The sequence below is a fragment of the Tepidiphilus baoligensis genome (assembly GCF_012911495.1).
GTDB classification, from domain to species: Bacteria; Pseudomonadota; Gammaproteobacteria; order Burkholderiales; family Rhodocyclaceae; genus Tepidiphilus; species Tepidiphilus olei.
In genome coordinates this window covers 17,176-38,477 of sequence record NZ_JAAAUB010000006.1, presented here as the reverse complement: position 1 = coordinate 38,477, position 21,302 = coordinate 17,176, and the positions used below count along the sequence as shown (strand labels likewise).

Genomic DNA, 21,302 nt, shown 5'->3' with positions numbered 1-21,302 from the left:
GGTCCAGAGGATGATTTGGACTTATATTTTTCTTATGACGCAGTTTACCCATCTTTGTTCGGTCAGAAAAATCTCGACAATTTCGGCATCCCGGTTTATAAGACTGGATACACTGAAAGCTTTTTCTTTATTCGATATTATCAAATCATTGTTTTCGATGAAGAAATTCCATTGATGAAGACCACTCCAATTTTCTCGTGTTGCCTCATTTTCCGCATGGCTGGTTATAATAAAGCCGCTTCTTTTTGTTACTTTTATCATCTCCAAGATTGCAGCAATTGGATTGTAATGATGATCCAAAGTGTTTTGTGCATGCGTTATGTCAAAATAATTTTCTGGAAATTTTTCTGAAAGGCATTCTGTTTCGCACTTTTCGGTTCGTACGATCGGAGAACCAGCAGGAAAAGGGAGTTGATCATAAAATTCAGCCAAAGCATCAACAGCAGTCAGGTTAATACTCTGCCCATTTATTTTTTTCCCAAGAATTGTCAGAGGGCCGGCACCAACATCGAGAACACGAGGCGGATATGCAGAAACCATTTCCAGGTATTTTCTAAAAAGCCCTACTGCTTCTGAATTAGGATCCGTTCGATACACAAAATCATCCGGCCAAGAAAGACCGCCAGTTTCCATCCATCTAGACCAAAAATCGATTTCTGACTTAATGTTGGCCAGCCATTCGCTTCTGTCCATAATACCCTCGCTCAAAATGGTATTATATTTTTTACTACTTTTTAACAAAAAAATCACAAGAAAAATTATTCAGCAATCAATTCGTTCTGTCAATCAAGCTAATGATCAAGCTAATGATCAAGAAAAATAATTTAAAAATATACGTTATCAGTTAAAAAGTTATAAAATCACCCAGTCCAAATCATTTATCCGATATGATGATCACCCCACTTCTCCATGACAAAGCATCACTGCTATAGATCCGCGAAAGATCTAGGCAGCTTTTTTTCAAGAATAAACCTTGAAATTCGTCAAACTTTTCACAGAATCTTTCTGATATCTTTTCTAGCCGATCATTTCCACCTTGATCAGCAAAAACAGACATATAAAAAACTACGGCTCCAAAAATTATTGACGACACATGTGAGTTTTTACTCACCAAAGTTTCTATCCTAAAAATATCTTCCTCCAGTTTTTTCATAGGAGATTCATTAATATCCAGATGCATCTTTTTTATCTCTATCGGCACTAATGGGCTATCTTCGCTATCATAAAGCACAATGTCTATTCGCCCATCTTTTCTCATAAAATCAGAGTATCTCCCCCTCCCTGATGCCCCAGCCTCATAAATCATGTATCTCGGTTTATATTCAAGAAAGATCGAGGATGATGGATAAAATTCTTTTAGCGTTTTTGCAACAGAGGTGGTAAAAACATATTCTGGAATAACATCTGGATCTCTATTGATAAGCTGCGTATAATCATTTACGCCATTCAAAATACCCTTATGAGAAACCGAAATAAAATTCTTTTGAGTAATTTGCTTTCTCATGTCTCCTCCTTCATTTCAATGGAAATTTTCGAAGCCGCTCGAATTGACGCAGACGCGTCGATCATACATCATCGCTCACTTACCGGCGAGGATCACGCACTTCATCCCCCCTCCCCCAACGCCGCAGCGGGCGGCGTGCGTCAGGGGCATTGTAACCAAATTTCACGGCGAGAAAACAAGGCGTTTCTGCTGCCCACGTCATGACCCCGAACTTTCCCGCTGGTAGAACACCTTCCCCACCCGTTCGATGTGCTCGCGCAGTCCCGGATGGTCGATTGTGTCGAAGAGGCAGAGGTCCACCTGATAAGGGATGGGCGATTCATCCAGTTGCCCTGCGATTCGACCGAGCGTATCGAGGTCGAGCTTGGGGCCGAACAGGGCCAGATCGATGTCCGATCCCGGCCGGTACGTTCCCTTGGCGCGCGAGCCGAAGATCACCGCTTTCTCCACTTCGGGAACTTCGGCCAGGATGCGCCGGATGGTGTCGATCGTGCGCTGGGACAAGCCGAATTCATGCGCTTCGCTCATAGTTCCCTCGCCAGGCGATCTCGCAGCTCCAGAAAAGCCGCATGGTATCGTTCGACGACGGCCGAGACGATCGCTTCGGCCACGGATTGGTTGTACGTATGACTGGAGAGATTGCGCTTCTCGATCATGTCCATCCATATTTCGCCATCGCGCACGAGGCCACGCTTGAACGCTTCTCGCACCGTGCTTCGCGAACCCACGAGCCCCTGGATGCCTTCCATTTCGAGGTAATCTTTCAGGACGTTCCAGGCCAGTTCATGGGTAAACTCGAACCCTTGGATCAGCCCTTGCTTTTCCAGGTCGGTGAGCGGCCGCGTTTCGGACAAGCGAACGGCCGCGCTCAGCTGATTCAACGCCCGCTGAAAATTCTCGAACCGCTGTTTCCAGCGAACGTCATCGACCATGATCCAGTCTCCTCTCATGCCGGCAAGCGCGTTCATCATAGCAGTGCGGCGGTACAATCCTGCCCATGAAACTCGCCACTTGGAACCTCAACTCGATCACCGCCCGGCTGCCGCACTTGCAGCGCTGGATTGCCGACGCCCGCCCCGACGTGCTCGCCTTGCAGGAGCTCAAATGTCCGGCAGAGAAATTTCCCGCGCAAGCGATCGCCGAACTCGGCTACGCAGCAGCCGTGCATGGCCAGAAAACGTACAACGGTGTGGCGCTGCTGGTGCGCGAGGGATTGCCGTGGCGCGAAGTGGTGCGCGGCGTCCCCGAGTTCAACGACGAGCAGGCGCGCCTCATCGTGGCCGAGATCGATGAGCCCGGCAGCCAGACACCGCTTTGGGTCGCGAGCGCGTATTTCCCCAACGGTCAGGCGGTGGGCAGCGACAAGTTCGCCTACAAGCTCGCCTGGATCGAGGCGCTCACTTCTTGGATCGAACGGGAGCGGCTCACGGAGCGCCCCTTCGTGCTGATGGGCGACTTCAACATCGCCCCCGCCGCCGAAGATACCCATCCCGACTGGCCACAGGACGGCATCCTCGCCTCGCCCCCCGAGCGCGCGGCTTTTGCCCGGCTCGTCTCGCTCGGGCTCGTCGACGCCTTCCGCCGCTTTCCCCAGTCCCCGCAGTCCTATTCGTGGTGGGACTACCGCCAGGGAGCGTTCCGGCGCAACCTGGGCCTGCGCATCGACCACATCCTCGTCTCGCCGCCGCTGCTGCCGCGCCTGCGCGCCTGCACGATCGACGTCGAACCCCGCCGCTGGGAACGCCCCTCGGATCACGCCCCGGTAGTGCTGGAGCTCGCCCCGGCGTCAGAATCGGGCTGTTGAGCAGCTAGCCGGCGGGGATCTACACGACCAACACCACCAGGCGCGTTAATACGCGGCTGCGCAAGATCCTCGAGACCCGTAGGCACTTCCCCTGCGATGAGGCCGCCAGCAAACCGATCTGGCCAGCGCTACTCGACATCACCGCCGATTGGAGCCGGGCGGACAGGGATTGAAAGGAGGCGATGAACCCGTTCGCCATTCTCTGCGCCGAACGCTTTTAATCAGCATGAGGATAGAATGGACACCAACTTTCCCTCCGCGCCGCCTGCCTAGGTATAAATCGACCTTCGGCAACCGTCACCGTGGCAAAGTCTCTTCCAGTTTCACACAGAAATTCTGACATACCCGCGGGATTGCCGCCGCGTCCCTTCCTCCGTTCTCCCGTTCCGGCCTTCCTCAGTTTCTGACCTTTACTGTTTGGTTTTCGCGGTTTTCACTATTCCACTAACGCTCGTTTTCGGTAAGTTTTCAGCTATAGTCAAGGAAAGCGAGCTCGCCCTCGAAGAAGGCCGCGCCGAAGGGGCCGGGGAGATCGTGGCCTTAATGAAAGGTAAGATGAAGAACGAGGGCGACATCAGGGCCGCAGAATGGCTCGCGGATCGCATCTACCAAATCAACAGGGGCGACGGCAACGATGAGGACGCCCCGCGGGTTCAGATTTTCATCAGCGCCGCCATGTCGCCGGAGGAGTACAGCCGTGTCATCGAAATCAACGACCGCGACGCCTAGCCGCTTCGCCCGGCGGTTCGCCATCTTCGCCTTGGTCGCTCTGCTGCCTCTCGCCACGCAGGCAGCATCGGAGGAGTCCGCCCCATACTCGGCCCTGGATACGGTCCGCCGTGCGCAAATCGGCACATTCTCGCCACGCCTCGCGCCGCCCGTCCGGGTCGAGAAGGAGGCGTCCAAAGCACCACCACGGTTCGAGCGCATGGAATGTCGCCCCGATCCCAGCCGCCCGCTGGATCGAGCCATCATCTGTACCCCCCGATCTAACAAAAAATTAAATTAGATCAATTTTCTATAAAAAATAATCCTTGCCTAACCCATTCATCCAGTATGGTTTCTCGAAAGCGCGAGCATCTGGCGCTCGCGCTTAGGTTGGGAGATGCCCCGCTAGTGACGTGTCACGAGGCCCTTCCAAGTCGTGATGACTTTGCAGAGGAGCCCGAACATGGCCACCATCGACTTCAAGAACGTCCCCACCGATGTTCCGCTGGCCGTGGAAAACATCGACCGGCTGGCCGCCCGCGCCACCGAGCTTGCGACCGCCTTTCATGGATGTATCAGCAAGATTCAGCAGCAGGTAGCGGAGGCCCGCGGCCGATTCAGCCGCGAAGTTGAGGAGGTTGTCCGCGAAACCGAGACAGCTCCGCGAACGATCACGCCTTGGACGCGACCAGCTACCTGATCGCCGAGGCCACTCATGGGCATGTCGTGGCGAGTGTCTGCGGCGGGATTTCTCCGCGCTTGCCCGATACCGGCCACTGCATCATCTATGTATAAGGCCACGCTGCCCCAAAGCAAAACGGCCACCCCGAGGGATGGCCGCTTGCCGTACAAATGGTGCCGCTTGTCCGACTCGAACGGACGACCTAACGCTTACGAAGCGTTTGCTCTACCAGCTGAGCTAAAGCGGCGCGATTCTGAACCCGTTACCAAACCCTTATTGGCCCTACCTTACAACCCACTAAGCCCCTGTCACTACTAGATTTTCGATCTCCTGACATGCCACTCACGAACCAGTTGCTCTACCAGCCGAGCTACAACGGCATGGAGCGCGACCTAATGCGCTCGGGAGATTTAATATTTTATCTCCATCCCGCGCGAAAATCAAGATCGTGTGTAAGAGCAAAATAGTAATGTCCGCTCTGGGCAAGATGAAAATGTCCGCATCGGGTCGATGCGGAGGTTCTGATGGAGCGGATCGAGATGAGTGGCAAAGAGCTCGAGCGCCTGGAGGTGTTGCGCCAGGTACTCGATGGGGTAGTGAGCCAGAAGGCGGCCGCCGAACGCTTGGGGCTGACGGATCGGCAGGTGCGACGGCTGCTGCGGCGCTACAAGGCCGAAGGTGCGGCCGGTTTGGTGGATCGGCGCCGAGGCAAGCCCTCGGGGCGAAGGTTGGCACCCTCGTTCAAGGAGAGGGTGATAGCGCGCCTGTCGCAGTGCTACGCCGATTTCGGTCCGACCCTGGCGGCCGAGCATCTGGCCGCCGAAGGCTTGAACGTCTCCAAGGAGACGCTACGCGGCTGGATGATCGAAGCGGGGCTGTGGCAGGCCGCCCGTGGGCGGCGCGTGACCCTACACCCGCCTCGTCCCCGACGGGCTCGGGTGGGAGAACTGGTGCAGATCGACGGCAGCCCCCACGACTGGTTCGAAGGCCGGGGCAAGCGCTGCACGCTCGTCGCCTTCACGACGATGCCACGAGCCGGGTGATGCATGCGCATTTTGCGCCGGTGGAAAGCACTCAAGCCTACTTGAACGCGCTGCAGGACTATGTGACGCGTCATGGCCGCCCGGCGGCGATCTACAGCGACCGGCACGGCATCTTCACCAAGCACGACCCGGAGGACGAGGCCCCGACGCAGTTCCATCGCGCCCTGGCCACGCTGGGCATTGCCGGGATTCAGGCACTCACGCCCCAGGCCAAGGGACGCGTCGAGCGCCTCTTTCAGACCTTGCAAGATCGCTTGGTCAAAGCANATGCGGAGGTTCTGATGGAGCGGATCGAGATGAGTGGCAAAGCGCTCAAGCGCCTGGAGGTGTTGCGCCAGGTGCTCGATGGGGTGGTGGGTCAGAAGGCGGCCACCGAACGCTTGGGGCTGACGGATCGGCAAGTGCGACGGCTGCTGCGGCGCTACGAGGTGGAAGATACGGCCGGTTTAGTGGATCCGCCATGGCCGCCCGGCGGCGCTCTACGGCGACCGGCACGGCATCTTCACCAAGCACGACCTGGAGGACGAGGCACCGACACAGTTCCAGCGCACCCTGGCCACGCTGGGCATTGCCGGGATTCAGGCGGCCAAGGGACGCGCCGAGCGCCTCTTTCAGACCTTGCAGGATCGCCTGGTGAAAGCGNGAAGCGGGGCTGTGGCAGGCCGCCCGTGGGCGGCGCGTGACCCTACACCCGCCTCGTCCCCGACGGGCTCGGGTGGGAGAACTGGTGCAGATCGACGGCAGCCCCCACGACTGGTTCGAAGGCCGGGGCAAGCGCTGCACGCTCGTCGCCTTCATCGACGATGCCACGAGCCGGGTGATGCATGCGCATTTTGCGCCGGTGGAAAGCACTCAAGCCTACTTGAACGCGCTGCAGGACTATGTGACGCGTCATGGCCGCCCGGCGGCGATCTACAGCGACCGGCACGGCATCTTCACCAAGCACGACCCGGAGGACGAGGCCCCGACGCAGTTCCATCGCGCCCTGGCCACGCTGGGCATTGCCGGGATTCAGGCACTCACGCCCCAGGCCAAGGGACGCGTCGAGCGCCTCTTTCAGACCTTGCAAGATCGCTTGGTCAAAGCAATGCGCCTGGCCGGGATCAGCGACATGGCCAGCGCCAACGTGTTCCTCGAGACGTACCTCGCCCAGCACAATGCCCGCTTTGCGGTGACTGCGGCAGAGTCCGAGGAGGCGCATCTTCCCTACGAGGGCAAGGCCGAGGAGCTGGCGCGCTGCTGTGCCATGCACTACCGCCGCAAGCTCTCCAAGGACCTGGTGCTCTCCTTCCGGCGGCAGCGCTATATCGTGTGCACGCAGGGTGCGCCACGCTATGCGCTGCGCGGCGCCCACGTCACCGTCGTCGTTCATGGCGACGGGCGCATCGAACTACTGCATGGCCAGGAGCTTCTTCCGTTCAAGGTCTTCGACGTCGCCCAGGACGTGCCCGAGCCCCTTGATGACAAGACGTTGAATACCCGGGTCGATGAGCTCCTCGAGAAACGCACCCCGAAGAAGCCATGGCGACCCGGCCCAGATCATCCCTGGCGACAGTACCCCGAGCCGGCGCCGTCAGGGGGTGGCCAATTGGCCACCCCCTGACGCAAAACCTCCACCCCAACCGGACATCTTTATCTTGCCCAACTACCGGACATTTCTATTTTGCCTTGACACCCCGTGTTTCGTGTGACCAGGCTGTGAGGCGTNCATCTTCCCTACGAGGGCAAGGCCGAGGAGCTGGCGCGCTGCCGTGCCATGCACTACCGCCGAAAGCTCTCCAAGGACCTGGTGCTCTCCTTCCGGCGGCAACGCTATATCGTGTGCACGCAGGGCGCACCGCGCTATGCGCTGCGCGGCACCCACGTCACCGTCGTCGTTCATGGCGACGGGCGCATCGAATGCTGCATGGCCAGGAGCTTCTTCCGTTCAAGGTCTTCGACTCCAGCAACGCTTCGTTTCGCGAACGAATACTCCCTCGTGAGTTGCCACCGGGTTATCATCGCCCTCATCGTCCGTTTGGAGCCGCATCATCGACGCGCCGTATCGTTTGCCGATTCTGGCCGCCTTGGTCGTGTTCTTCGCCGTGCTCTTTCCGCGCCATGCCGTGCCAGCCCAACCAGATGCCGCGCCTTCTCGCTTGCGCGTCGTCGGCCTAGAAGCACACCCGGAATTGGCTGCCAACGTGATGAAGCTGGCGCCTCCCTCGAACCTTGCGTGCGATGCCCCCGAAGTGCGCTGGCGCGCCTATCTGCGCGAAGCGCGCGCCGCGGCTACGTCGGCGCTGCGCGCCTTGGGACATTTCAACGCGACGATCGAGGCCGATTTGGAGCACACCGAGGACTGCAAACGGCCCGTGCTGCGAATCGAGCCGGGCCCGCCCACGCTCATCGATGTGCTGGAGGTGGAGATCGAAGGCGAATTCACACGAGACCCGATGATACGGCGTTATCTCGACGAGCTTCCGCTGGCAAAGGGCTCGCGATTGCATCAGGGTCTCTATGAAGAGATCCGCGACACGCTGCTCAATCGCGCCCGTTCGGCAGGCTATCTCGACGCGCACTACCGGCGGCGCGAACTCTGGGTGGATCCCGCGACGAACACGGCCCGCATCGGCTTACACTTGGACTCGGGACCACGCTATTACTTTGGGACGATCCGCGTCGAGCAGGACATCTTGGACGAAGACTTCGTCGCGCGCTTGTTGCCGGTGACCCAAGGCGACCCATACTACGGCGAGGCGCTGGCCGAGATCTACCGCAATCTGAGCGCCAGTGGTTATTTCGCCGAGGTGCGCATCGACCCGCTCACCGAGCAACGCCAGGCGCAGACCGTGCCCGTCGACGTCGTGCTCACGCCCAACAAGCGCACCGCCTACGGCCTGCGTGTCGGGTTCGCCACCGATACCGGACCGCGACTGGGGGCAGACTCGACGCGACGCTGGGTCAATCGCCGCGGGCATCGGTGGAAGGGCAACGTGGAGTTCTCTCCGCGGCTGCAGCGCATCGAGAGCAACTACACCATTCCGGGGCGCTCGCCACTGACCGATTCGCTCGACTTATACACCCGCCTCGACCGGGAAGACGCCAACGACATCGTCTCCGACTCGGCCCGGCTGGGGGCTCAGTACGCGCGTTTGCGTAATGGGTGGACGCAGGCGCTCTTTGGTGAGTATCGTTACGAGCGTACCGAGTATGGCCGGCAGCCACGACGAGGAGACGGTTTCGTGCTCGCCGGCGTCAAGCTCGGGCATCGCCGATTCGACGATCCACTCTTTCCCACTCGAGGGCATTCTCTGGACTTCACCCTGCAAGGCGCGAGCGAGGCACTCTTGAGCGCCACCGACTTCGTGCAGATCGTGACGCGTGGGGTAGGAGCGCATCCCGTGGGACGTTTCATCTTCAAAGGGCGGATGGATCTAGGGCTCACGTGGATGGATGAATTCGCACGGCTGCCGAAATCCTTGCGCTTCTTCGCTGGAGGAGACAATTCGGTGCGCGGCTACGGGTTCGAGAAAATCGGCCCCCGAGACGAGCGTGGTCAGGTGGTGGGAGGGCGCTACCTCTTTACGGTGAGCGCCGAAGTGATGCACCCGATTCACGCCAACAACTGGTACGGTGCCCTTTTCGTCGACAGCGGCGACGCCTTCGACGGGCGTAGCGACCTGAATCTGAAGACGGGCGTGGGAGTAGGCGTGCGCTGGCGCTCACCGCTGGGACTGGTGCGCCTGGACGTGGCCTACCCCCTCGACATGGATTCGCCTTCTCCTCGTTTGCACGTCGGTATCGGAGCCTCGTTCTGATGGCGGCACGGAAACACTGGATACGGCTGGCGCGCTCCTTTTCCTGGGCGCTGGGTTTGCTCGTACCGGGGATTTTCTTCGCCCTCGCCTGGGTGTTCTTCACCACCAGCGGCACCCAGATCGTAGTACGGATGGGGGTACGCCTGATTCCGGAGCTCAGGATCGAGGCGGTCGAAGGCTCCCTATGGCAAGGAATGCGCCTGAAGGGGGTGGCGTACGATGACGACGCCGGTCTGAGGGTGACGGCGCAGGAAATCGTCTTGGCCGTGGATTGGCCTGCACTGCGCGCGCCGCTCGCCCGCTTGCGTACGCTCGCCTTGACGGGAGTACGGGTCGATCTGCCCCAGGGCGAAGCGCAGACGAACGAAGACGAGCCCTTCGTCCTGCCTGTCTTCACCTTACCCGCCCCACCGCTGCCCGTGTCGCTACCGGCCATCGACGTGGCATCGCTGCTCGTGCGCTTGCCTTCCGGAGAAACGCTCGAGTTCGCGTCGATCGGAGCCCGGTTACGCTGGGAGGCCGACGGGGCAATTTTCTATCATGCCCGCCTCGACGGCCTGGCAGGAGAAGTGAGCGGCGTGCATTTCGCCGAACTGGGGGCCACCGTCTCGGGCGACGGGCAGCGTTTCCGGATGGATGATCTCGCTGGCACCATCCTGGGTGCACGCATTTCGGCTCGCCTCGATGCCGAACCACGAGACGAGGGTATCGCCTGGGATGCCGCCATGGAACTCTCGGCTGTGGACCTGGCGGCCCTGCGACCCTGGTTGGCATCCCCACTGAACGGATCGATCGGCGCGAAATTGACGACTCGGGGTTACTGGGGCACAGCGCCGCTGGCGGTGCAGCTATCGGTTTCCGAGCTGAATGGTGCAATCGAAGGACGTCCCCTCGCCGGACGGATGGAACTCGACCTCGAAGGCGACCGCTTGCGTCTGCGGCCGGCCGAACTCACCTTGGGTGAGAACTCGGTTTGGCTGGAAGGCACCGCCAGCCCGCCTTTCGACCTTGCCTATCGGCTACGGCTGCCGCAACTGGCAGCCCTGCCGCTACCCGGCGGACTCATTCCCCCGATTCAGGGATCGCTTGCGGGCGAAGGGCGGATCGCAGGCACCTTGGATCGACCCGAGGTGCAGGGGCAGCTCGAAGGGCGGGCGCTGTCCTTGGCGGAGTGGACCCTGGCCGCTTTCTCGCTCCGAGCCGAGGTCCGGCAAGATCGCCTGGAGCTTGCTACCACACTCCGTGATTTGAAGGGAGCTGGCAGACATGTGCGCTCGGCGAACCTCTCTGCTCGAGGACGGATGGCGGGGCACGCCCTCACCCTCACACTCGATAGCGACGTGGGCCGAGTCGCCTTGGGCCTGCAGGGCGCCTTGCAGGAAAATCGCTGGAACGGCACGCTCGAGCGGCTGATCCTGAACGGCACCCCAGGCGGGGACTGGCACCTGAAAGCGCCCGCTTCGCTGCGCATGCACGCCTTGCGGATCTCTCTGAGACCGGCTTGCTTCGCCCCGACCAAGTTGCCTTTCGCGGCCTCGGCAGAGACGCTGCGCAAGAGCGAACTCTGTCTCAGGGCGGAAACGAAGGATGACGGCCAGCAGCGTGCCCTGCTCGAGGCCACGCTGCCCCTGGCGCTCCTCGACGCGCTCCTACCGCCCACCTTGAGCTTACCGTCGTCGTCGGCCTCGCTCCGGGCCGAGGCGGAACTGGGGCCGACCCCGGAGCTGAATGTGCAAGTACACGTTCCCGACGATGAAGTGCACCTACACGCTCCCGCCTCCCAACCGCTCGCTCTGCCCTATCGTGACGTCGCTGCCCACCTGACGGTACGAGACAAACGCCTGAAGCTCGAGTTTACTGGCACGCTCACCCAACGCCTCTTCCTGGAAGGGAACATTCAGGCGCAGCTGGAAGGGCGTCGGTCGCTGGAAGGGCTCTTGTCGGTGCGTGCGCCGCAGCTTTCCTGGCTGGGCGAATTCGCCCCCGAGCAAATCGCGCTCGACGGTTCGCTCGATGGCTCGGTGCGCGTGAGCGGAACCGTGGACACGCCCCTTCCACAAGCGGAATTCGTGCTCGATCTATCCCGGCTGGAATTGCCCCCCACGGGCGTGCGCTACGTCGATGGCCGCTTGCACCTGAGGGTGGATCCCTCCCGCCGGGTTGCCCTCGAAGGCAGCCTCGCCGGGGCGAGCGGCGGGTCGTTGCATCTGAACGGCGTCGCGCTGCTCGCCGATCTGCCCCAGTGGCAGGCACGGCTCGATCTCCAAGGAGAAGCGCTGCCCGTGCTCCGTACGCCCGAACTCACGGTGGATGCCAGCCCGAACTTGCATTTGACGGCCGACGAACGCATGGCGCTCCTTCGCGGCCATTTGTTGCTGCCCCGGGCCGAAGCCAAGATCCGTACCCTTCCCGAAGGCGCCGTGAAGGAGAGCGCGGATCTGCGAGTCGTCGGCCAAAGTCCGCCCCCTGCTCCCTACCCCCTCGGTGTCGATGTAGACGTGGTGCTGGGAGAGCGGGTCTCGTTGGAAGGGTTCGGTTTTTCTACCAAACTTTCCGGCAACCTTCGCCTTCGTGGGGATGGCCATTTGCCGCTTGCCGCCTTCGGGGAAGTCTCGCTGCGAGAGGGGCGCTACGAGGCCTATGGCCAAGCGCTGCAGATCGCCCGCGGACGGCTCCTCTTTACCGGCGCTCTCGACAACCCCATCCTCGAAGTACGCGCCGAACGCACGGTCGGTGCGTATCTTGCGGGATTGGAACTACTGGGCAGCCTGCAACAACCCCGCAGCCGAGTCTATGCCCAACCCGCGTTGCCCGAAGCCGAGGCCTTGAGCTTACTGCTCACGGGACATCGTCTGTCTCAGGTGCGTGGAGGTGAAGCACAGCTCCTGCTCGGCGCCCTCTCCAGCCTGGGCGTGAACCGTGGGGAACAGATCGCGCGCGAGATCGGACTGGCCTTGGGCTTGGATGAAGTAGGACTGTCGAATGAGTCGGGAAACGGCAGCAGCCAGCTCACCTTGGGCAAGCGCCTCGGACCCGACTTGTTGGTGCGCTACGCCATCGGCGTGACCGACGGCGTAGGCAAAGTGATCACGGAGTATCGCTTGAGTCGCCACTTGCGCATCGAGCTCTTCTCGAGCCCGACGTCACAGGGAGGCGATTTGATCTATCGCATCGAGCGCTGATCGAGCGAGGCTCAGCGAGCCTCGGCGCCCTCTCGGCGTCGCGCACCGAGCTTGAACCAGGTGTCGATGACGGTGTCGGGATTGAGCGAGATCGTTTGGATACCGCGCTCCATCAGCCATTCGGCCAGATCCGGATGATCCGACGGCCCCTGACCGCAGATGCCGACGTATTTGCCGAGCCGGTTGCAGGCATCGATCGCCATGCCGAGCAGGACTTGCACCGCCGGATCGCGTTCGTCGAAGGATTCGGCCACTAGCCCCGAGTCGCGATCCAGGCCCAGCGTGAGCTGGGTGAGGTCGTTCGAACCGATGGAGAACCCGTCGAAGTGCTCGAGAAACGCCTCTGCGAGCAGCGCGTTCGAGGGAATCTCGCACATCATGATGAGCTCGAGCCCGTTCTTGCCGCGCTCGAGCTCGTTGGCCGCAAGGAGTTTGACCACGCGCTCGGCTTCGCCCACGGTGCGCACGAAGGGGATCATCACCTTGACGTTGGTGAGCCCCATCTCGTCGCGCACCTTCTTCACGGCCTCGCATTCCATCTCGAAGCACTCGCGGAAGCTCGGCGCGATGTAGCGCGCCGCGCCGCGAAAGCCCAACATGGGGTTTTCTTCCTCGGGCTCGTAGATCTCTCCGCCCAGGAGCTTGCGGTACTCGTTCGATTTGAAATCCGACAGGCGCACGATCACCGGCTGCGGATAGAACGCGGCGGCGATGGTGGCGATGCCTTCGGCGAGCTTCTCGACGTAGAAGGCGCGCGGGCTGGCGTAACCGCGGGCACGGCGAGCGATCTCCTCACGCAGCTTGGCCGAGATCTGGTCGAATTCGAGGATGGCCCGCGGATGCACGCCGATGACGTTGTTGATGACGAACTCCACCCGGGCGAGACCCACACCGGCGTTGGGGATCTGGGCGAACTCGAAGGCGAGTTCCGGATTACCCACGTTCATCATGATCTTCACCGGCAGCTCGGGCAGCGTTCCGAGGTCGGTGCGTTGTACTTCGAAGTCGAGCTTGCCGCGATAGACGTAGCCGGTATCCCCTTCGGCGCAGGAGACCGTGACCACTTCCCCTTCTTGCAGCACTTCGGTGGCGTTGCCGCAGCCGACGATGGCGGGGATCCCCAATTCGCGGGCGATGATGGCGGCGTGGCAGGTACGCCCGCCGCGGTTGGTGACGATGGCGGCGGCACGCTTCATCACCGGCTCCCAGTTGGGGTCGGTCATGTCGGTGACGAGCACGTCGCCTGGCTGCACGCGGTCCATCTGGCTGGGGTCGGTGACGATGCGCACCGGTCCCACGCCGACTTTCTGCCCGATGGCGCGCCCATGCACCAGCGCCTTGCCGTGCTGCTTGAGGCGGTATTTCTCCATGACGCGGCCGCTTTCCTGCGACTTCACCGTCTCGGGACGCGCCTGCAAGATGTAGATCTTGCCGTCGATGCCGTCCTTGCCCCATTCGATGTCCATGGGACGGCCATAGTGGCGTTCGATGACGACGGCGTAGCGGGCGAGCTCGAGGATGTCGGCGTCTTCGAGGCAGAAGCGGTTGCGATCGGATTCGGGCACGTCGACCACTTTCACGCGCACGCCCTCTCCCGGTTCGCCGAAGACCATCTTGATGAGCTTGGAGCCGAGATTGCGGCGAATGATGGAGGGCTTGCCCTGCATCAGGGTGGGTTTATGGACGTAGAATTCGTCGGGGTTGACGGCCCCTTGCACTACCATCTCGCCCAAGCCATAAGAGGCGGTGATGAAGACGACGTCGCGAAAACCGGATTCGGTGTCGATGGTAAACATCACGCCGGAGGCACCCACGTCGGAGCGCACCATGCGCTGCACGCCGGCCGAAAGCGCGACTTCGGCGTGGCGGAATCCTTTGTGCACACGGTAGGCGATCGCCCGATCGTTGTAGAGCGAGGCGAAGACTTCCTTGATGGCATGCAGGATGTTCTCGATACCGGAGACGTTCAAGAGCGTTTCTTGCTGGCCGGCGAAGGAGGCATCGGGCAGATCCTCGGCGGTGGCCGACGAGCGCACGGCGAAACTCGCCCCTTCGCCCTCGCGCGCGACGAGTTCGGCGTACGCGGCGCGAATCTGGGCTTCGAACTCGGCAGGAAAAGGCGTCTCCATGATCCAGCGGCGGATCTCGGCGCCGGTCTTGGCCAGCGCCGTGACGTCGTCCACGTCGAGCGCATCGAGCGCATCGTGGATGCGCTGCGCGAGGCCATTTTGCGCGAGGAACAGGCGGTAGGCCTCGGCGGTGGTGGCGAAACCGCCCGGCACGCGCACGTCCGCAGGCAGCTGGCTGATCATCTCGCCGAGCGAAGCGTTCTTGCCGCCGACGATGCCGACGTCGGTCATGCGCAGCTCGTTGAAGGGGATCACGTATCGAGTCATCGTAGCCTTTCCTGAGTTCGTGAGGCACGGAAAGATGGTATTCTAAGCGTTTTCTTCCGTTTTGGTAAGCACGAGACGTCCGCCCGGCGCCTGCATCCCTTCTGCCCATGCTCGAATCCACCAAGCGTACCGTGTTTTACGTGTCCGATGGCACCGGCATCACCGCCGAGACGCTCGGTCACAGTCTGCTCGCGCAATTCCCCGATCTGGACTACGACGAGGTACGCGCCCCCTTCATCGATGCACCGGAGAAGGCGAGCGACCTCGTCGAGCGAATCCAGCGCGTGAAGCGGCGCACGGGAATACGTCCCATCGTCTTCAGCACCCTGGTGCAACCTGCCGTCGTGGCCGTACTGCACCGGGCCGAAGCGCACATCGTAGATCTGTTCGGCACCTTTCTCGGACCGCTCGAGCGCGAGCTGGGCATGCCGAGCACGCACGCGGTGGGGCGTTTCCACGGCATCCTCGACAACCGCAGCTACCAGCGCCGGATCGAGGCGATCAACTTCGCTCTCTCGCACGACGACGGAATCGTGCAGGACGGCACGCTCGACGACGCCGACATCATCCTCATCGGGGTATCCCGTTCGGGAAAGACGCCGACGAGCCTGTACCTGGCCATGCAGTATGCGGTGAAGGCGGCCAATTACCCGCTCATCCCCGAGGATTTCGAGCGCAAAGCCCTGCCGGCGCCGCTCAAGACCCATCGCCGCAAACTCTTCGGCCTGACGATCGCCCCGGAGCGTCTGGCGCAGATCCGCGAGGAGCGACGTCCCAACAGCGTCTATGCTTCATTGGAGAACTGCCGCAAGGAAGTGGAAGAAGCCTTGGCGCTGATGCGCCGCGAAGGGATTCCATGGATCGATTCGACGACCAAATCGATCGAGGAAATTGCCGCCGTAATCATGCAGCACCTGCAAAAAATGCAAAAATACGCCGATCTGTGAGACGGGTTTTTGGAGCGACACCATGAAGAAGAAAACCCGCATTCCCCGCCCGAGTGGCCTGCCGCGCGAAGCCGAGCGCCTGAGTTGGCTCGCCAAAGGGTTGGCCCATTCTGGCAGCCGCATCGAAGATCGCTACTGGGAACGGCTGCTCGGCGAAGCGGTACGCGCCCTGCTCGAAGCCGGGAACGAAATCGCGATCGAACGCGCCCTCGACCACCTCTACCAAAGTGAGCTACAGGCTTACGAAGAGTTGAGCGACGTGCTCGACTCGGAGGCCGAAACGCTCACCGCCTTCGACAAGAACCACGACCTGGTGCTGGTAGCCGCTCCCGTGCTCGCCTGGTCACGTTTCCAGATCCCTGCCCGCCCCATTCCCCAGGCCGTTCGCGAGAACCTTCGGGTACACCTGGGGGCGCACGTCTTCGCCGCCGGGGTGAAATTCGCGATCTTCGACTATCTCTTCAGCCCGGACCAACTGCCCGAGGGATTCGTCGCCACACGACGTTGGCTGCTGGCTGCTGGCAAGGATGCGCTCGCCGAGCGCGATCATGCCGTCGATCGCGATGCACTGCCCGAGTCGGCCGTCTTTCTTTCCGACATCCGCTACGTCTTGGTGGCCGCTGCGGTGCCCAAGGAAAACCCCATCTTCACCTGGCAGGAAGCAGAGGGAGACCGGGATTTCGCGTTTGCCCAATGGCGCAAACAGGCCGGGCCGGTACTCGCCCAGCTCATGCCCGGCTGCGGCACCGAACCGGAATTGCCCGACGCGTACTTCACCGCATCGCGCAAGGCGAACCGCGATGCCCGCCCCTTCGCGATCCACGCCGCGATCGCTTTTCTTGCCGCCGAAGCCAATATCGCCGCGAGCCATCTGCGCGCCGTGGTCGCACCCTGCGAAAGCCAGGGTGAATTCGAATACCGCATCGGACTCGCGCTCAAGCATGGCGGCCAGGTAGTGCACGGCATTCCTTGGCCTCTGCTCGGCGCCGACGAAACCGAAGCCGAAGCGGAGCGGCAGATCCAGGAGACCCTCAAGGCGGTCGGCATCCACGACATCGCGACCTTGCGCCGTACCCTGCCGCTCGAATTCTGCGACGACTGCGGCGCGCCGCTCTTTCCCAATACCGAGGGCGAATTGGTACACGCCGAGCTGCCCGCCCAGGAGGCAAACGAGAGCGACGATCTGAACCACACGCCGTCGGGTCCACGCTACCTGCATTGACCGCCGGCGGGATGGTCAGCCGTGATCGCCACGCTCGCCCCCGGCTGGCTGCTCGGTTGCGTCGCGCTGCACCTGTTGCCGGCGCTGCCGGGCCGGGGGACGTTCTCGGCCCTGTTCCTTGCCGGCGCGCTCGCCTTCGTCCTGGGGTGGCGGCGCTGGCGCGAAGCACCCGACGCGCCGGATCTGCGCGCGCACGGGCTGATTCTGCTTGCCGCCTTCCTGCTCGCCTTCTCCTCGAGCGGCTGGCGCAGCGCGGTGCGCCTGGCCGACCGCCTGCCGGAAGCGCTCGCCGAGCGTGAGCTCGCAGTCGAGGGCTACGTGCGCGCTCTGGGGGCGGCCGATGAAACCGGTCGCCGTTTCGCCTTCGCCGTCGACGAGGCTCCGGCGGGCGTTCCGTCCACCCTGTGGTTACTCGCTCCTGCGGCGCGAAACGCCCCGCCTTTTCCCGATGCTTTCTGGCAGCCCGGTTCGCGCTGGCGGCTGCGGGTGACCCTGCGTCCGCCGCACGGACTCGCCGATGCCGGCGTTTTCGATCGCGAGTTTTTCTGGTTTTCCCGGGGTATCGGCGCCACCGGCCGGGTGACGGCACCGCCCACGGCCCTTCCCGGCACCGTCTGGACCCCGCGGGTGCTGCTCGAGCGCTGGCGCGAGGCGGCACGGCAACGGTTGGAACGCACGGGGGCGCGCCACGGCGATTGGCTGGGTGCGCTGGCGATCGGCGAGCGGGGCGGTTTCGACGATGATACCTGGCAGACGATCGCCGCCACCGGCACGGCGCACCTGGTCAGCATCTCGGGGCTCCACGTAACGCTGGTGGCGCTGCTCGCCGGCGGCATCGCGGCGGCGCTGTGGCGACGCGATCCCGCCCGTCTGCTGCGCTTGCCGGCACGGCAAGTAGGATTGATCGCCGGCGTGCTCGCGGCGCTCGCCTATGCGGCGCTCTCCGGCCTGGGAATACCCACGCAGCGCACGGTGACGATGCTGATGGCGGCGGCGCTGGCCTTCGCCAGCGGACGTTTCGTCTCTTCCTGGTCGGTGTTGATGCTGAGCCTGTGGGCGGTGCTCGTCTTCGATCCCTGGGCGGTGGGCGCGCCCGGTTTTTGGCTCTCTTTCCTCGCCATGGGCGCGATCATCGTCCAAGGCTCGCCCTCGACGCAGGACTCGCTCGCGCCCGAGTCGGCAAGCCTGGAAGACTCCCCACCGTGGTACCGCTCCCTGCTCGCCTCGGGCCGCGACCTCGTCCTGCTGCAATGGCGCATGACCTTACTTTTGGCGCCCGTAGTGCTCGGCTGGTTCGGCAACGTCGCCGCACTCGGCACACTGGCCAATCTGGTCGCCATTCCCTGGGTGAGCTGGGTGGTCACCCCGCTCGCGCTGCTGGTGCTCGTCTTTCCCACCGGATTTTTCGTCGGCGCCTTCGATGCGAGCGTCGCCGCGCTCGAAGCGGTGTTGCGTTTTTGTGCCTCGATACCCGGTGCGATGCTGAGCCTGCCACCTCCGCCGTGGCCCGTGGTGCTCGCCGCTACCGCCGCAATCGCTTGGGCGCTCCTGCCACGCGGCACGCCGGCGCGCGCGCTCGCCGTGCTCGCCGGATTTTCCCTGATTTTCCTCTGGCAGCCGCCGCGCCCGGGACCGGGAGAGGCGCGCCTCACGGTGCTCGACGTCGGACAGGGGCTGGCGGTACACGTGCAGACCGCCGCGCACGATCTCGTCTTCGACACCGGCCCCCGGCAAGGCGGGTTCGACGCCGGCAGCCGCGTGCTCGTCCCCTATCTTCGCACCCAAGGCGTGCGCCGGCTCGATCGGGTCATCCTCTCGCACCCGGACAACGACCACGTCGGCGGCTGGCCTGCGCTCGCGCGGGCAGTCCCCGTTGCCTCCGTGCGCGCCGGCGGCATGGACGAATCGGGCCTCGCGGCGCTCCATCCGCTGGCACTGCCCTGCAGCCGCGACGATCGCTGGGAATGGGACGGCGTGCGCTTTGCCATCCTCCATCCCGACCTTGCCGATCCCTGGAAAGGGCGCGGAGACAACGACGCCTCCTGTGTGCTGCGCATAGAGACGCAAACCGGTGCGGCGATCGTGTCGGGCGACCTTAGCCTGCGCGGCGAACGTCATCTGATCGCCACCTTGCCGGCGCAAGCGCTGCGTGCCGAGATCATCGTCGCCGGGCATCATGGCAGCAAGACGAGCTCCGCCCCCGAATGGATCGAGGCCACGGGTGCGCGCCATGTCGTCTATGCCGTCGGCTACCGCAATCGCTTCCACCATCCAGCCTGTGAGGTCGCCACGGCCTGGCGTCAGGCCGGCGCACGAGCGTGGCGCAGCGACCGCGACGGTGCGATCACAACCTTCTTCGGCAGGAACGAGCCGACGGTGCGTGCCTGGCGTGCGCAAACCCAGCGCTACTGGTATTCTCTCTGGCAAGAACCTTCCTGCGAAGAGGAGCATTCTCCATGAGTCTGGCCGACTGGCTCGAACGCGCCAAGCGCTGGCTCGCCGGCGCGCGCCCCGCCTCACGCACCCCCGACGGCGGATTTGCGCCGCGCCGCACCGACCACCCCACCGAAATGCGCACCGATCACATCATGTGCGTCGGCCCGCATGGCATCCACCGTATGGTCTACTACGAATGGGGCGACCCTACCAACCCCAGGGTGCTGCTGTGCGTGCATGGTCTCACGCGCACCGGACGCGATTTCGACGAACTCGCCCGCGCGCTCGCACCCTATTACCGAGTCATTTGCCCCGACGTAGTCGGCCGCGGGCTCTCCGACTGGCTCACCGTCAAGACCGACTACACGATCCCGCTCTATGTCTCGGACATGCTCACTCTGCTCGGCAAGATCCGCCCCAAGACCCTGCACTGGGTCGGTACCTCCATGGGGGGATTGATCGGCATGACGCTCGCCGCGCAGCCCATGAGCCCGATCGACAAGCTGGTGCTCAACGACGTGGGCCCCGTGCTCTCGGCCGCCTCGCTCGAACGCATCGGGCGCTACGTGGGCGAAACACCGCACTTCGCCAGCCTGGAAGAGGCCGAAGCCTACCTGCGGCGCATCCACGCGCCGTTTGGACCGCTCACGGACGCGCAGTGGCGGCATCTCACTTTACATTCGGTGCGCCAGGACGTGGACGGCCGCTGGGTGCTGCGCTACGACCCCGGCATCGCCGTCCCTTTCCAGACGCAGCCGGCACTCGACGTCGATCTCTGGGCCCTGTGGGATGCCATCCGCTGCCCCACCCTGGTGCTGCGCGGCGCCGAATCGGACCTCCTCACGCACGAGACCGCCGAAGCGATGACCCGCCGCGGCCCGCGCGCCAAGCTGGTCGAGATCCCCGGCGTCGGCCACGCCCCGGCGCTGATGGATCGGAAACAGATCGCCATCGTCGAGGAATTTTTGCTCGATCGCTCCTCGCCCTGAGGTTCCCATGCGCCGCTGGTTCAAACGCATTCTGCCGAATCACGAAGTCGTGCGCGACAATCGCTGGCTGCGTCCTTTCCGCAACACCCTGCTCCATCCGCGCCTGTGGCACATCAACCGCCGCTCCGTATCGGCGGGTGTGGCCATCGGCCTGTGGTGCGGTCTCATCCCCGGGCCGTTCCAGATGCTCACGGCCGCGCTCCTGTGCGTCCTCTTTCGCGCCAATCTGCCGGTGGCCGTGTTCACCACCCTCTATACGAACCCCTTCACCATCCCCGTGATCTATTTCGCCGCCTTCCAGATCGGAAGCTTCCTGCTCGGACGAGAAAACGGCGGCTTTCAGCCCGCGCCCGAATGGGATGAGCAAAGCCTGGGTGAATGGATGGATCAGGCGTTCGCCTGGGTGGCCTCCTTGGGGACACCGCTCTTTCTCGGCCTCTTCGTGCTGGCGAGCACGCTTGCCATTGCAGGCTATTTCCTCGTGCGCGCCTGGTGGCGATGGCATCTGATTCACCAGTGGCAACGACGCCAGAGCCGCCATCGCATGGCGACGACTTCCCTTGCACCTAAAAAGAAGCAGGGATGAGCT

General features: G+C 62.5%; 18 protein-coding genes, 1 tRNA gene and 1 pseudogene. 14 read left to right on the top strand and 6 right to left on the bottom strand.

The window, feature by feature from the left end; genetic code table 11:
- Positions 1-21 precede the first annotated feature (21 nt).
- The 4 genes from GV368_RS05550 to GV368_RS05535 all read right to left on the bottom strand — a co-directional run bounded on the left by GV368_RS05550 (position 22) and on the right by GV368_RS05535 (position 2,436).
- Positions 22-708 carry a methyltransferase domain-containing protein gene (locus tag GV368_RS05550; RefSeq protein WP_169115810.1) on the bottom strand — a complete coding sequence of 229 codons (687 nt, stop codon included), beginning with the start codon at positions 706-708 and terminating at the stop codon, positions 22-24.
- Positions 709-874: 166 nt separating this feature from the next.
- Positions 875-1,504, bottom strand: coding sequence for a hypothetical protein (locus GV368_RS05545; RefSeq protein WP_169115809.1), 630 nt, complete (start codon positions 1,502-1,504; stop codon positions 875-877).
- A 198-nt stretch (positions 1,505-1,702) separates the two neighbouring features.
- Complete coding sequence (locus GV368_RS05540) at positions 1,703-2,032, bottom strand: nucleotidyltransferase domain-containing protein (RefSeq protein WP_169115808.1); 330 nt, start codon at positions 2,030-2,032, stop codon at positions 1,703-1,705.
- Positions 2,029-2,436 carry a nucleotidyltransferase substrate binding protein gene (locus tag GV368_RS05535; protein ID WP_169115807.1) on the bottom strand — a complete coding sequence of 136 codons (408 nt, stop codon included), beginning with the start codon at positions 2,434-2,436 and terminating at the stop codon, positions 2,029-2,031. The genes GV368_RS05540 and GV368_RS05535 overlap by 4 nt, the downstream gene beginning before the upstream one ends.
- Before the next feature lie 65 nt (positions 2,437-2,501).
- Between GV368_RS05535 and xth the strand changes: the two genes are divergently transcribed.
- The 4 genes and pseudogenes from xth to GV368_RS05515 all read left to right on the top strand — a co-directional run bounded on the left by xth (position 2,502) and on the right by GV368_RS05515 (position 4,716).
- Positions 2,502-3,308, top strand: coding sequence for an exodeoxyribonuclease III (xth, locus tag GV368_RS05530; protein ID WP_169115806.1), 807 nt, complete (start codon positions 2,502-2,504; stop codon positions 3,306-3,308).
- 17 nt (positions 3,309-3,325) lie between these two features.
- Positions 3,326-3,478 (top strand): annotated as a pseudogene (locus tag GV368_RS05525) (transposase); the annotation flags it as partial.
- Positions 3,479-3,725: 247 nt separating this feature from the next.
- Positions 3,726-4,037: a hypothetical protein gene (locus GV368_RS05520; protein WP_206673299.1), complete on the top strand. Its 312-nt coding sequence runs from the start codon at positions 3,726-3,728 to the stop codon at positions 4,035-4,037.
- A gap of 442 nt (positions 4,038-4,479) precedes the next feature.
- A complete protein-coding gene (locus GV368_RS05515; RefSeq protein WP_169115805.1) occupies positions 4,480-4,716 on the top strand; it encodes a hypothetical protein in 237 nt (78 codons plus the stop codon).
- Between the two features lie 153 nt (positions 4,717-4,869).
- Here GV368_RS05515 and GV368_RS05510 read toward each other — a convergent pair.
- Positions 4,870-4,945, bottom strand: a tRNA-Thr gene (locus GV368_RS05510).
- Positions 4,946-5,222: 277 nt separating this feature from the next.
- Here GV368_RS05510 and GV368_RS05505 point away from each other — a divergent pair.
- From GV368_RS05505 to GV368_RS05485, 5 genes are all read left to right on the top strand, one after another.
- The gene (locus GV368_RS05505) at positions 5,223-5,741 is read left to right on the top strand and encodes a helix-turn-helix domain-containing protein (RefSeq protein ID WP_169115804.1); all 519 of its coding nucleotides are present in this window, start codon (positions 5,223-5,225) and stop codon (positions 5,739-5,741) included.
- Complete coding sequence (locus tag GV368_RS05500) at positions 5,741-6,424, top strand: helix-turn-helix domain-containing protein (RefSeq protein ID WP_169115803.1); 684 nt, start codon at positions 5,741-5,743, stop codon at positions 6,422-6,424. Before GV368_RS05505 ends, GV368_RS05500 begins: the two co-directional genes overlap by 1 nt.
- Positions 6,421-7,344 carry an ISNCY family transposase gene (locus GV368_RS05495; protein ID WP_169115802.1) on the top strand — a complete coding sequence of 308 codons (924 nt, stop codon included), beginning with the start codon at positions 6,421-6,423 and terminating at the stop codon, positions 7,342-7,344. Before GV368_RS05500 ends, GV368_RS05495 begins: the two co-directional genes overlap by 4 nt.
- 445 nt (positions 7,345-7,789) lie before the next feature.
- A complete protein-coding gene (locus GV368_RS05490) occupies positions 7,790-9,541 on the top strand; it encodes an autotransporter assembly complex protein TamA (protein ID WP_169115801.1) in 1,752 nt (583 codons plus the stop codon).
- A complete protein-coding gene (locus GV368_RS05485; RefSeq protein ID WP_169115800.1) occupies positions 9,541-12,723 on the top strand; it encodes a translocation/assembly module TamB domain-containing protein in 3,183 nt (1,060 codons plus the stop codon). The genes GV368_RS05490 and GV368_RS05485 overlap by 1 nt, the downstream gene beginning before the upstream one ends.
- Before the next feature lie 11 nt (positions 12,724-12,734).
- Here GV368_RS05485 and ppsA read toward each other — a convergent pair whose 3' ends face one another.
- Complete coding sequence (ppsA, locus tag GV368_RS05480; protein WP_142804709.1) at positions 12,735-15,119, bottom strand: phosphoenolpyruvate synthase; 2,385 nt, start codon at positions 15,117-15,119, stop codon at positions 12,735-12,737.
- A gap of 107 nt (positions 15,120-15,226) precedes the next feature.
- Between ppsA and ppsR the strand changes: the two genes are divergently transcribed.
- Genes ppsR through GV368_RS05455 form a run of 5 tightly spaced genes read left to right on the top strand, consistent with a single transcriptional unit; the run spans position 15,227 to position 21,299 of the window.
- Entirely contained in the window at positions 15,227-16,066 is an 840-nt protein-coding gene (ppsR, locus tag GV368_RS05475) for a posphoenolpyruvate synthetase regulatory kinase/phosphorylase PpsR (RefSeq protein WP_142804710.1), read from the top strand.
- A gap of 22 nt (positions 16,067-16,088) precedes the next feature.
- Complete coding sequence (locus GV368_RS05470) at positions 16,089-17,288, top strand: DUF2863 family protein (protein WP_169115799.1); 1,200 nt, start codon at positions 16,089-16,091, stop codon at positions 17,286-17,288.
- Between the two features lie 21 nt (positions 17,289-17,309).
- Positions 17,310-19,748: a DNA internalization-related competence protein ComEC/Rec2 gene (locus tag GV368_RS05465; RefSeq protein ID WP_169115798.1), complete on the top strand. Its 2,439-nt coding sequence runs from the start codon at positions 17,310-17,312 to the stop codon at positions 19,746-19,748.
- On the top strand, positions 19,745-20,713 hold the full coding sequence (locus GV368_RS05460; protein ID WP_142809015.1) for an alpha/beta fold hydrolase: 969 nt from the start codon (positions 19,745-19,747) through the stop codon (positions 20,711-20,713). Before GV368_RS05465 ends, GV368_RS05460 begins: the two co-directional genes overlap by 4 nt.
- Before the next feature lie 7 nt (positions 20,714-20,720).
- A complete protein-coding gene (locus tag GV368_RS05455; RefSeq protein WP_169115797.1) occupies positions 20,721-21,299 on the top strand; it encodes a DUF2062 domain-containing protein in 579 nt (192 codons plus the stop codon).
- Positions 21,300-21,302 lie beyond the last annotated feature (3 nt).